Consider the following 12,008-nt stretch of genomic DNA (forward strand, 5'->3'; position numbering starts at 1 on the left):
CAGGCATTTATTACCACTTCGCAGAATCATTTGTATATGAGTTCATACCCTTTTGACGATCCGCGTCTAAAACCCGGCGGTCCGGGTATAGATTATAAGTTCTTTGATGACACGTATTATCTCTACAGGCCAGGCAAACATAAATCCAAGGGTAAGTATGTAGATGCTCATATGAGACCTGAATCTCCAGGTGCGGCCTGGGGGACGGTCGTTTTTATGAAAGCTGCTTTAGCCCATTTAACGGAGGGTTATAAGGCAAATTATCAAAACCTGCCCGACAAAGAACCGGAGGTGGTGGGCTATAAGGGATGGACCCAGATGCGCTGTGACCTGGATGCGGGGAAATAATATGAAAGGTGTAATCAGGCTAAATGACCCGCTGGAAAACGGTGGGTATGTGAACAAAGCTTCTGGTAGCAAGTTTATGGGAATTCCTGTCGCTTTAATGGGGGATACTGTTCTTTGTGTTGCGCATAAAGGGACCTTTCCCATACTTGATTTTGAACCAACCTGGACAATGGACGGTAGAGGCGTTGTTGTGGATGGGTGTAGGGCTGCATGCGGTTGTGCAATAAAAACCACACTGCCAATGGCGGGGACAAGCAAATGAGTAAATGGAAGATACCAAACAAGAATCCCTATCAAGACCCAGGAAAATTCCCGCTAAATATTATGCTGGTTATTAGCTGTGCTATATTCTTGTTATGTATGATGTACCATATATTAAACTGGCCTCAGGAAAAGAAAGTTGCTGATAATTTGACATGGAATGCAATAGTAATCCCTTCTCTAATAGTGTTAGTAATCTGGTGTGTGGTGATAATCATTCACGGTATAATATCTTTTCCGTTTTATTATGCGGGTTACCTTGAGCAGTATGGTATGTATAAGTGGAAAAACTGGGCAATACAGGCATTGCCTCTTTTAGACTATTCATCAATTCTCCCGGTGCCTGAACTGGCATTAAAAATTCAGAAACTAGAAGGGGAAGCGCCAGCAGGTTCTGCAACGCCGTTACGAATTGATATCGAAGTTGATTCAATGGATGACGCCAGAGTTGATAAAGTGCTAAGACGGTTGATAGAACCACTCAAGAATTCTCTTGTCAAAGAGTATCGTCCGTTTAATACCTGGTTGTATGTTAAGGGTGCGGATGACACTATCGGCAATAGTTTCAGGGCGGTACTCGCAAGTCTGGGCATCTCCAGCAATAAGGTCGGAGACGTTAATATTCTTCATGATTGTCCGGATTATTCTTTAATCAATGATTGGATTGGCCTAAATATTTCTGAAAACAACTTGGTTATTACAGTTGAATTGCACAATAAAAATAATTCTGATTTTTTCGAAAGTGCTAATGCCTTTATTTTTACCAATGCAAAATTGCTTGAAGATAAAGACACGCCTTTATATTTATTGCGTATGATGGACAGTACTCCATATTATCTTGATGAAATCGTAAGTGCATATTTATCTGCTCAACAAGTGGATGTGAGTAAAATTAAAAAGATGTGGTTCAACTCACTGGATAAACAGTCAAAATTAGTAATGTTTAGTGGGGTGGAAAACGCAAAAGTGAACATTTTGGCCGATAGTCGATATGAACTGGAAGCCGTTACTGGGCAAAGCACAGAGGTTCAGCGTTGGGTTGTATTGGCGTTGGCTGCGGATGCTGCAAAATATGGTCAAGGACATCAGTTATTCGCCAGTGCATCCGCAGGCACGATTCAAACCGGAATAATAGCTGCTAAATATCCAGGATGTTGGCCTGCACTTGGTAAGCTCGATTTCGGGAATTATTGGAAAATCATAATTGTTTGCGCAATTATTTTATGGGGTATAGGGTTTGTAAGTCTCGTGCCAACGGAAATGTTCAATAATCATCCCTGGTATACGTTTACTCCTTTAGTTATCGGCATTCTGGTTATTTATACGGCAATTATGATTTATTCTTTGATAGTGAGTCAAAATATAGAGCGGGAAATGGATATTTATTACTCTCAGTTTTTATGAGGTAAGCGCCCTGACGGGCGCTCATACTTCTTTTACTCTCTTTGCGGCAGGAGAGCATCAGTCGGTTAAGGGGTTATTTCACCGTCCAACCCTTATAGCTGCCGACGTTGTTTTTATCGATCATCGTCACCGGGATCAGTACGGGCTCTTTCGGGGCGGGTTTCCCCTGCAATATGTCATAGCCGATTTCGACCGCTTTGGCAGCCATCACCTGTGGATCTTGTGCAGGCGTCGCCACAAATAGTGAGTTTTCCCGCTTCAACGCTTCTTCAGCGTCTGGCGATCCGTCTACGCCGACAATAAAGAATTCGCTACGTTGTGCCTGTTTTGCCGCCAGATCGGCACCGATCGCCGTAGGATCGTTAATGGCGAATACGCCGTCGATCTTCGGATTCGCCGCCAGCAGCGCGGTCATGATCTCCAGTCCGCCTTCGCGACTGCCTTTGGCGTTTTGGTTATACGACAGCACCTTGATATCCGGGTGGCGTTTAAACTCGGTCTGGCAGCCTTCCACGCGGTTCTGGACGGCGGAAACCGGCGGCCCGTTGATAATGACGACGTTGCCTTTCCCTTTCAGACGGTCGGTAATGTATTTACAGGCCATTTCACCCGCCTGGGTGTTATCGGAGGTAATGGTCGCATCTGCGCCTTCCGCCGCTACGTCAACGGCAACCACCACAATCCCTGCGTCTTTCGCGCGTTTTACCGCTGGGCCGATGCCTTTGGAGTCGGCGGCGTTAAGAATAATCATGTCGACCTTGGCGGCAATAAAGTTGTCGATTTGCGACACCTGTTGTCCCAGATCGTAGCCGCTGGAAACCAGCGTCACTTTAACGCTATCACCCGCCAGTTTGCGTGCTTCCAGTTCCGCGCCTTTGGTGATCTGCACGAAGAACGGGTTGGCCAGATCGCCCACCGTAACGCCGATCGATTTCAGTTCTTTTGCCTGCACAAACGGAGCTGCAGCAAGCAGTGCGCCAGCACAGAGCGCGGTGACTAAGGGCTTCAATCTCATGCTGTATTCCTCGAAGTAAGATGTTGTTGTTATGCACTTTGATGGTGTCGGGTACGGTATTTGTCGATCAGTACCGCTATGATGATCACCGCCCCTTTGATCACCAGTTGCCAGAAATAGGAGACGCCCATCAGCGTCATGCCGTTATTGAGCGTGGCGATAATCAACGCCCCTACCAGCGTGCCGGTGATGGTGCCGATCCCCCCAACAAAGCTGGTACCGCCGAGGATCACCGCCGCGATGGCGTCCAGCTCGTAACCCATGCCTAAGTTGCCGTTGGCGCTGTATAGCCGCGAGGCGCTCATCACCCCGCCAAGACCTGAGAGCACACCGCTCATGCCGTAGACGAACAGCAGCACCAGCCACACTTTGATACCGGTTAAACGAGCGGCCTGCATATTGCCGCCGACCGCATAAATATGAACGCCGAGTGTGGTGCGCCTAAGAATGAACCAGCACATCACCACCACCGCCAGCGCAATGACCACTAGCCACGGAACCGGACCAAGATAGTTGTTACCGATCCACTCAAAGCTGATATTGGAATTGATCACCGTCGTGCCGTCGGCCAGCAGATAGGCCGCGCCGCGCAGCGCCGTATACGTTCCAAGCGTGACGATAAACGGTGGCAGTCCGGCAAAAGCAACCAGCGCGCCGTTAAACAACCCCAGCACCAGACCGAGCATCAGCGCCGCCGGAATCGACAGCATGGCAAATTCAGGGATCAGCGAAACGACCATAGCCGCGACGGCGGTGGTGCCGAGAATCGAGCCAACCGAGAGGTCGATCCCGCCGGTCAAAATAATGAAGGTCATGCCAGCCGCCAGCACGATGTTGATCGACGCCTGGCGGGTTATATTCAACAGGTTGCTTTCGGTAAAAAAGTTTGGCGCGATAAAGCCAAACACCGCCACTATCAGGATGAGAATCGGCAAGATGCCGACCGTTTGCATCAGATCGCTCATCAGCAATTTTTTCGCGGAGGCGGATTTCGCCACCTGCTGGGGAGTGGTTGGATTATTCATGGGACACCGCCTGATGATGGGAGTCGTTCACGCCGGTTGCCAGCGTCATAATATTTTCTTGGGTAATACTTTGCCCGTTCAGCTCACCGGCAATGCTGCCTTCCCGCATGACGTACACGCGATCGCTCATACCGACAACTTCCGGCAATTCGCTGGAGATCATCAGGATCGCCACGCCTTTGCGCGCCATGTCGTTCATGATCCGGTAGATCTCGCTTTTGGCGCCAACATCCACGCCGCGCGTGGGTTCATCGAGGATCAAAATGCGTGGGCCGATCGCGACCCAGCGTGAAATCAGCAGCTTTTGCTGATTACCACCGGACAGCCCGCCCGCGCGTACCTGGGCGTGCGGAACGCGGATGTTGAGCAATTGGATGGCGTCATCGGAAATAGCCTGCGCCTTTTTGCGATCGAGCATGCCCCAGTTGGCGTCACGTTCCAGCGTCGCCATGGTGATGTTCTCTGCTGCCGCCAGCTCTAAAAACAATCCCTGCTCTTTGCGGTTTTCCGTCAGAAAGCCAATGCCGTGGTCAATCGCCTCGCGAGGGGAGTGGATCACCACCGGTTCACCGTCTACTTCAATCATGCCGCCGATGGCTTTACGCACGCCAAAAATCAGTTGAGCCAGTTCAGAACGCCCGGCGCCGACTAACCCGGCAAGTCCGACGATCTCCCCGGAGCGCACCAGTAAACTGCACGGCTGGACTTTATGGCCGTCGGTCAGGTGGTGGACGTTGAGGCGCGCTTTACCTAAGGGAATATCGCGCTCTTTGTTGAACAAATCGCTTAACGGTCGGCCCACCATCATGCGCACCAGCTCAGAGGCGTTGAGTTTGTCGCGGGTCAGGCTGCCAACATATTGTCCGTCGCGCAGGACGCTGACGCGGTCCGAGAGTTCATACACCTCCGCCATGCGGTGGCTAATGTAGATAATCGCCATCCCCTCATCGCGCAGGCGCATGATCAGTTCAAACAAGCGGTGGGTTTCACGTGAGGAGAGGGCGGCAGTGGGTTCATCCATCACCAGAATGCGGCTGTTACGGTGCAGGGCGCGGGCGATTTCCACCTGCTGCTGTTCGGCGATGGTCAACGTCATCACGCGATCGCTGGCCTTAAACTGGGCGCCGAGCCGGTCGATGACTTTTTGCGACTGCATCACCATCTCTTTACGTTGGACCAGACCGCCGCGCGACAGCTCGCTGCCAAGAAAGATATTTTCCGCCACCGTCAGGTTCGGCGCGAGCTGCATCTCCTGGTAAATCAGCGTGATGCCTGCGCTGAGCGCGTCTTTTGGCCCGCGAATGTGAAACGGCTGACCGTCGATCAGGATCTCACCGCTGGTGGCGGTATACGCGCCCGCGAGGATCTTCATCAGGGTGCTTTTCCCCGCGCCATTCTCACCCATCAGGGCATGAATCTCACCCGGCCAGACCGTTAAATCGACCCCTTTCAGCGCGTAAAATTTACCAAACGCTTTGGCAATGTTGCGCATCTCCAGAACCGGTGTCCTGCTCATAGCGGATCTCCTGTGGGGTGGCCGATATCAGCAGTCCATCACAGGAATGTAAATGCAAAATGTCAGAAGCCGTTCATATTTGTCATATTGCGATTTTTCTTCACGGAGCGTGATATGCCGCAACCAGGACGTCACTTTTTCGCCAGTGCGCGCGGACGATTGCTGTTCTTCAATCTGCTGGTGGTGACGGTCACGCTGATGGTAAGCGGTGTGGCGGTGCTGGGGTTTCAGCATGCCAGTCAAATCCAGGAACAGGTGCAGCAGCAAACCGTTGACGACATGACCGGCAGCATGAACCTGGCCCGGGATACGGCGAACGTGGCGACGGCGGCGGTACGGCTGTCGCAGGTAGTCGGCGCGCTGGAATACAAAGGTGAAGCGGAGCGGCTGCAGGAGACGCAACGGGCGCTGAAGCATTCGCTGGAACAGTTGGCCACCGCGCCGTTGGCGCAGCAGGAGCCGGCGCTGGTCGAGCGTATTATCCAGCGCAGCCAGGAGCTACAAAGCAGCGTGGAAGGTATGCTGCAGCGCGGGCAACGGCGACATCTGGAACGTAACGCTCTGCTCAGTTCGCTGTATCAGAATCAAAGTTATTTACGTCATCTGCAAAAGCTGACCGGCACGCAGGATGACGTGCTGCTGGGGCAGATAGACCGCTTAATTGTTGCCGCCATTGAAACACCCACGCCGCGTTCGGTGGTGAAACAACTGGACGGCGTGATGCCCGCGCTGCCTGTGCAAAATAGCAATCCGCTGATTACCAACATCCTCACCGACTTCAACCAGGAGTTGCATAAGCTGGAGCCGCTCTCTTCTGCGCTTGAGCAGAGCGATTTGGCGATCAACTGGTATATGTTTCATATCAAAGCGCTGGTGGCGATCCTCAACAGCGATATCAACCGGTATGCTTCGCAGGTGGCGCTGATCTCCGAACAGCGGGTGGCGCAAAGCCATCAGGAACTGCAATCCGGCGCGTTGTTTATTTTAGTGTTTGCGCTGTTGGCGGTGGTGATCACCGGTTTTGCCGGCTGGTATATCTACCGTAACCTCGGATCTAACCTGACGGCCATTTCGCGGGCGATGACCCGGCTGGCGCACGGTGAATCGGACGTTAGCGTCCCGGCCCTGCAGCGGCGCGATGAGCTGGGCGAGCTGGCCCGCGCCTTTAGCGTCTTCGCCCGTAATACGGCATCGCTGGAGCACACCACCCGACTGCTAAAAGAAAAAACCAGCCAGATGGAAATCGACCGCACCGAGCGCCAGGGGCTGGAGGAAGCGCTGTTGCACAGTCAGAAACTGAAGGCGGTAGGGCAACTGACGGGCGGATTAGCGCATGATTTCAATAACCTGCTGGCGGTCATTATTGGCAGCCTGGATCTGGTGAACCCAGACTCTCCCGATGCGCCACGGGTCAATCGGGCGCTAAAAGCCGCCGAGCGCGGGGCGCTCCTTACCCAGCGGCTGCTGGCCTTTTCGCGCAAACAGTCGTTGCATCCCCATGCGGTGGAGCTGAAAACGCTGCTGGAAAATTTGGGCGAACTGATGCGCCACTCTCTTCCGGCTACGTTGACGCTGGAGATTGAAGCTCAGTCTCCCGCCTGGCCCGCGTGGATTGATGTCAGCCAACTGGAAAACGCCATTATCAATCTGGTGATGAATGCCCGTGACGCCATGGACGGGCAGGCGGGCACGATTAAAATCCGTACCTGGAATCAGCGGGTCACGCGCAGCGATGGGCGTAAGCAGGATATGGTGATGCTGGAAGTTGCCGACCAGGGAAGCGGGATGTCGCAGGAGGTGAAAGCTCAGGTCTTCGAGCCGTTTTTCACCACCAAACAGACCGGCAGCGGCAGTGGGCTGGGGCTGTCTATGGTCTACGGTTTTGTGCGCCAGTCCGGTGGCCGCGTGGAGATTGAAAGCGCCCCTGGGCAGGGAACGACGGTCAGATTGCAGCTTCCTCGCGCGGTTGTGCCGGTGCAGACACCGGTGGAGACAATCGCACAGCACACCCCGACTCGCGGTGAAAAACTGGTGCTGGTTCTCGAAGATGAAGCCGATGTGCGCCAGACGTTATGTGAGCAATTACACCTGCTGGGCTACCTGACGTTAGAGGCCGCCAACGGCGAACAGGCTATGCATATGCTGGCGGCTTCATCCGAGATTGATATTTTTATCAGCGACTTAATGCTGCCCGGCGGTTTAAGCGGTGTGGATGTGGTTAATCATGCGCTGGCACATTATCCACAACTGAACATCCTGCTGATTAGCGGCCAGGATTTACGTCCGGCGCATAACCCGGCGCTGCCGGATGTGGCGTTATTGCGTAAGCCCTTCACCCGGGGAGAACTGGCGCAGGCGCTGCGGCATTCGCGTAATTGAGATTCCTCCGCTACCCGCGCAAATACGCTTTGATTACCGTGGGGCGAGTTTCTTGATGAGGCTGGTTTTATGCAACGCTCCGCGACATTCTTACTTTTCACTCTGCTGATGATGACCACCGTATCGGCGCAGGCCGATATTATCGATGACGCCATCGGCAATATTCAGCAGGCAATTAACGACGCATACAAACCGGACAGCGGGCGGGATTATGACGACTCTCGTGATGAAAGCTGGCAGCGACAGATGAGTGACGATCGTCGCCGGCAGTATGATAATCGCCGCCGCCAGTTTGAAGACCGACGCCGCCAACTGGATGACCGCCAGCGCCAGCTCGATCAGGAACGGCGTCAGTTAGAAGACGAAGAGCGCAGAATGGAAGAAGATTACGATCGTTAGCGCAATCTTTCGCTGGCAAGGTTATAGGGGGCAGAGACCTGTTAACAAGCCTTTAAGTGCGATGTAAACCTACCTCAGCACAATCTCCATTCCGTCATACCCGGCTTCGAGCCCTGTCGGTAGCGGATTCTCCATCATCCACAAATCAAACTGATGACTGATATGCGTCAGGATCACCCGTGGGCAGCGGATAACCTCGTTCAAGGCGATAACGGTATTTACATCGCTGTGATTGCGCGGCGGCTCGGCGCGCGGGGCGTGGCTGCAGTCGATGATAATCACCTGAGGCTGGTTATTGTGGAGAAACTTCAGCGTCTTGTCGGGAAGTCCGGCGGTATCGGAGAGCCACGCTACGCGGCTGTGCGCGGTCTCCAGCAGATAGCCAAACGTCAGCTTTGAATGGTTGAGCGGGAGTGGCGTCACCTGCAACCCTTGCAGGTTAAACACCACGAATGGCGCGACGGTATGGCTAAAATCGAGGATGCCAGGGTGCTTAAACAGATCGTCGCATCCCTGTTCATCCGGCGGACCGTACACCGGGATAGTCGCCCCCACGCCCCAGCGCAGCGGAAACAGCCCCTGCACGTGATCCATATGGTAGTGGGTGAGCAGAAACTGCTGGAAGCTGCCTGCTGGCCAGTCGTCCATCAGATGCGGGATCCCCGCATCCAGCAGCGTCACCGCATTGTTAAATTTGACCACCCCGCTACAAGGGCGTCGACGGTATTGCGCCTGTAAGCGTGCTCGTTGGCAGGCCGCACAGTCACAGCCAAATGCCGGCACCAGTTGCGCGCCGCCGGTTCCCGTCAGCGTAATGGTCAGACTCATGGCTCCCCCTACAACGGTTTGGTGAAGCGAAAATGGCTCATGGTATAGCCTTCGCGCTGGTAAAAGCGGTGCGCGTCAAGGCGTTGGGTACTGGTAGAAAGCTCGGTTATTTCTGCGCCCGCTTCGCGCGCGGTGGCTTCGGCCCAGGCCAGTAACTGACTACCCACTTTTAGTCCTCGTGCCTGTGGCATCACCACCAGTTCCTGGATCTCGCCAATCCAGTTGGCGTGGTGCAGATGAAACTGTAGGTGCAGAGCGATCAAGCCGACGACCTGTCCGTCGAGCAGCGCCAGCTGGTAGTGCATATTGGGATCTTGCAGATTTGCGGCGTAGCCAGCGCTAAAGGCCTGCAGGTCGAATTGGCCCTGTTTCAACTCACAGATAAGCGCGTAAACCGCATCGGTATCGTATAGCGTGGCGCGGCGTAATTCACAGACAGACATGTTTCTTCTCCTTGCGTCCCATCAGTGTGAGCAGTGTATCGACAGACTGTAGCAAACTTCCATCATTGTTCAGGACGTGGCAGTCATACGGCGTGTAGCGTGCCGCGCGTTCAAGGCGGGCAGCGATTTCCGTTTCGCTCTCCCGTCCACGTGCCTGCAGGCGCTGGCGTAAAATGGCCGGGGAAACCTGTAAGCAAATGGGAAGTAAAGAAGCGCCGTAACGGGCCTGCGCCTGGGGCAGATGCGCGCGCGAGCCGTTGACCACCACATCAAAACCGGCGTGCAGCCAGAGGTCAATCTCTACGCCGACGCCGTAATAGAAGCCGTTGGCATGCCAGCTCAGCGCCAGCAGGTTCTGCCCGGCGCGGGTAAAAAACTCTGGTTCGCTGAGGGCAATATGGTTTTCATTCCCGGCGTTGGCGGCGCGGGTGATGTAACGGTGCGCCACCAGCAGTTGCGCAGGTTCCTGCTGGCGAAGTTCTGCCAGTAGACTGTCCTTACCGGAGCCGGACGGCCCCATCAGCCAGATCAGTTTCCCCATAGTCAGAATACCCTTTTGCCCTGACGCCAGACGTGGTCGATATGGATGTGATCGCCTTTGCGATGCGCCAGCACCAGATCCGCGCGTTTACCTTCGGCTACAACGCCACGATCGTCGAGATTTAATGCCCGCGCCGGATTGCGGGTCACCAGACGAATGGCCTGCGGCAGCGTAAAGCAGTTGGCATCATCGTCTGCCACGCGAAATGCCGCATCGAGCAGGCTGGCGGGGTAGTAGTCGGAGGAGAGTATATCCAGCAGCCCCAGCTCAGCCAGCTTATGCGCCGCCACGTTGCCGGAGTGAGAACCGCCGCGCACGATGTTGGGCGCGCCCATCAGCACGTTCATGCCATGCTGGCGCGAGGCCTCTGCGGCGGCAAAAGTAGTAGGAAATTCGGCGATCACGCTGCCAAGTTGATGCGATTCCAGCACATGATCGCAGGTAGCATCGTCATGGCTCGCCAGCGCTATCTGGCGCTCACGACACATCTGAGCAATCGCCGTGCGGTTGGGTTGCGACCAACGTGCAGCCAGAGCTAACTGTTCTTCTTCGTAGCGGACCATTTGCTCGTCGGTAAGTGAATACTTGCCCTGATAGTACTCGCGGTACTTCTCGCGATTGGCAAACTGACGCTGGCCGGGGGAGTGATCCATCAGCGATACCAGCGTCACCGGCTCACGACCGACCAGTTTTTCAAACAGCGGTAGGGTGGTGTGATGCGGCAGCTCGCAGCGCAAATGCAGGCGGTGCTCGGCGCGATTGACCCCGCGCTTTTGCGTCTCTTCCACCGCGTTGATCATCTTCTCCAGATTTTCCAGACGGTCGCCACCGTCGCGCACATCGCCAATCGCCACCGCGTCCAGCACGGTGGTAATGCCGCTGGCGACCATCAGCGCGTCGTGGCTGCTCATCGCCGAGTGGGCGGGCCAGTCTACCTTCGGGCGCGGGGTGAAAAACTTGTCGAGATTGTCGGTATGCAGCTCGATAAGCCCTGGCAGCAGCCAGCCGCCTTCTCCGTCCATCGCTTGGGCCAGTTGGCTCTGACTTTCGGCAAAGGCGCGGATCGTTCCGCCCTCAATTTCCAGCGATCCTTGCACCACTTCATCTTCCAGCACCAGCTTTACATTATTGATAATCATGCTGTTGTTCCCATCAGGTGCAGGCGATCCGCGACGCGGTCGCGCACGGTTTGATCGTGAAAAATGCCGACAATTGCCGCGCCGCGGGCTTTCGCTTCTTCAATCAATGCGACGACGGCGGCGCTGTTTTTGGCGTCCAGCGAGGCGGTGGGCTCATCGAGGAGTAGAATCGGGTAATCGACGATAAACCCTCGGGCGATATTGACGCGCTGCTGTTCGCCCCCGGAAAACGTCGACGGCGCCAGATGCCACAGCCGCTCCGGCACGTTCAGGCGGGTAAGCAGGTTAGCCGCTTTGGCTGCGCACTCCTCGCGTGACACGCCGAGATCCAGCAGCGGCTGCATCACCACATCCAGCGCAGAAATCCTTGGGATCACGCGCAAGAACTGGCTGACCCAGCCGATGGTTGAACGGCGAACTTCCAGCACTTTACGCGCCGGAGCCTGCACCAGATCGACCCATTCGCCGCTGTGGCGGATGTGGATGTGTCCTTCATCCGGCAGGTAGTTGGCGTACAGCGAACGCAGCAACGTGGATTTGCCGCTGCCAGAGTGACCGTGCAGCACCACGCATTCGCCGTTTTTAACTTCCAGCGTGGCGTCTTGCAGCACCGGCAGACGCACGCCGTTTTGCTGATGCAGTACAAAGGTTTTACTGACGTTTTCAACGCGAATCGCGTTCATTTTTAGCCTCTTTAAGCATTTTTGCGT

The 12,008-nt window shown here is 54.8% G+C and carries 12 protein-coding genes and 1 pseudogene; 5 read left to right on the forward strand and 8 right to left on the reverse strand.

Features of this window, described 5'->3' with window-relative positions; translation table 11 throughout:
• The 3 genes and pseudogenes from OGV65_RS07755 to OGV65_RS07765 all read left to right on the forward strand — a co-directional run.
• Positions 1 to 348, forward strand: a pseudogene (locus OGV65_RS07755) (T6SS immunity protein Tli3 family protein); the annotation flags it as partial.
• 1 nt (position 349) lies between these two features.
• Positions 350 to 610 carry a PAAR domain-containing protein gene (locus OGV65_RS07760; protein WP_016155465.1) on the forward strand — a complete coding sequence of 87 codons (261 nt, stop codon included), beginning with the start codon at positions 350 to 352 and terminating at the stop codon, positions 608 to 610.
• Positions 607 to 2,013: a KPHS_23130 family T6SS system protein gene (locus OGV65_RS07765; protein ID WP_286454810.1), complete on the forward strand. Its 1,407-nt coding sequence runs from the start codon at positions 607 to 609 to the stop codon at positions 2,011 to 2,013. Before OGV65_RS07760 ends, OGV65_RS07765 begins: the two co-directional genes overlap by 4 nt.
• A gap of 73 nt (positions 2,014 to 2,086) precedes the next feature.
• On the opposite strand, the gene OGV65_RS07770 is transcribed toward OGV65_RS07765, so the two are convergent.
• The 3 genes from OGV65_RS07770 to OGV65_RS07780 are packed head-to-tail and all read right to left on the reverse strand — an operon-like array spanning position 2,087 to position 5,569.
• Positions 2,087 to 3,028 carry an ABC transporter substrate-binding protein gene (locus OGV65_RS07770; RefSeq protein WP_019077849.1) on the reverse strand — a complete coding sequence of 314 codons (942 nt, stop codon included), beginning with the start codon at positions 3,026 to 3,028 and terminating at the stop codon, positions 2,087 to 2,089.
• Between the two features lie 29 nt (positions 3,029 to 3,057).
• The gene (locus OGV65_RS07775) at positions 3,058 to 4,053 is read right to left on the reverse strand and encodes an ABC transporter permease subunit (RefSeq protein ID WP_016155386.1); all 996 of its coding nucleotides are present in this window, start codon (positions 4,051 to 4,053) and stop codon (positions 3,058 to 3,060) included.
• Complete coding sequence (locus OGV65_RS07780) at positions 4,046 to 5,569, reverse strand: sugar ABC transporter ATP-binding protein (protein WP_016155468.1); 1,524 nt, start codon at positions 5,567 to 5,569, stop codon at positions 4,046 to 4,048. The genes OGV65_RS07775 and OGV65_RS07780 overlap by 8 nt, the downstream gene beginning before the upstream one ends.
• A 114-nt stretch (positions 5,570 to 5,683) precedes the next feature.
• On the opposite strand from OGV65_RS07780, the gene OGV65_RS07785 reads away from it, so the two are divergent.
• Complete coding sequence (locus tag OGV65_RS07785) at positions 5,684 to 7,948, forward strand: hybrid sensor histidine kinase/response regulator (RefSeq protein ID WP_235117446.1); 2,265 nt, start codon at positions 5,684 to 5,686, stop codon at positions 7,946 to 7,948.
• Positions 7,949 to 8,017: 69 nt separating this feature from the next.
• Positions 8,018 to 8,347, forward strand: a complete 330-nt coding sequence (gene yjdP / locus OGV65_RS07790; protein ID WP_016155470.1) for a DDRRRQL repeat protein YjdP — start codon at positions 8,018 to 8,020, stop codon at positions 8,345 to 8,347.
• 69 nt (positions 8,348 to 8,416) lie between these two features.
• Here yjdP and phnP read toward each other — a convergent pair whose 3' ends face one another.
• The 5 genes from phnP to phnL are packed head-to-tail and all read right to left on the reverse strand — an operon-like array spanning position 8,417 to position 11,981.
• Positions 8,417 to 9,175, reverse strand: coding sequence for a phosphonate metabolism protein PhnP (gene phnP, locus OGV65_RS07795; protein ID WP_016155390.1), 759 nt, complete (start codon positions 9,173 to 9,175; stop codon positions 8,417 to 8,419).
• 8 nt (positions 9,176 to 9,183) lie between these two features.
• On the reverse strand, positions 9,184 to 9,618 hold the full coding sequence (phnO, locus tag OGV65_RS07800; RefSeq protein ID WP_047499593.1) for an aminoalkylphosphonate N-acetyltransferase: 435 nt from the start codon (positions 9,616 to 9,618) through the stop codon (positions 9,184 to 9,186).
• Positions 9,605 to 10,159, reverse strand: coding sequence for a ribose 1,5-bisphosphokinase (gene phnN / locus OGV65_RS07805; RefSeq protein ID WP_016155392.1), 555 nt, complete (start codon positions 10,157 to 10,159; stop codon positions 9,605 to 9,607). The genes phnO and phnN overlap by 14 nt, the downstream gene beginning before the upstream one ends.
• 2 nt (positions 10,160 to 10,161) lie before the next feature.
• Positions 10,162 to 11,298, reverse strand: coding sequence for an alpha-D-ribose 1-methylphosphonate 5-triphosphate diphosphatase (gene phnM / locus OGV65_RS07810; protein WP_049282266.1), 1,137 nt, complete (start codon positions 11,296 to 11,298; stop codon positions 10,162 to 10,164).
• Complete coding sequence (gene phnL / locus OGV65_RS07815) at positions 11,295 to 11,981, reverse strand: phosphonate C-P lyase system protein PhnL (RefSeq protein WP_047499592.1); 687 nt, start codon at positions 11,979 to 11,981, stop codon at positions 11,295 to 11,297. The genes phnM and phnL overlap by 4 nt, the downstream gene beginning before the upstream one ends.
• Positions 11,982 to 12,008 lie beyond the last annotated feature (27 nt).

This window comes from Citrobacter sp. Cb004 (assembly GCF_030337065.1).
GTDB lineage: Bacteria > Pseudomonadota > Gammaproteobacteria > Enterobacterales > Enterobacteriaceae > Citrobacter > Citrobacter braakii.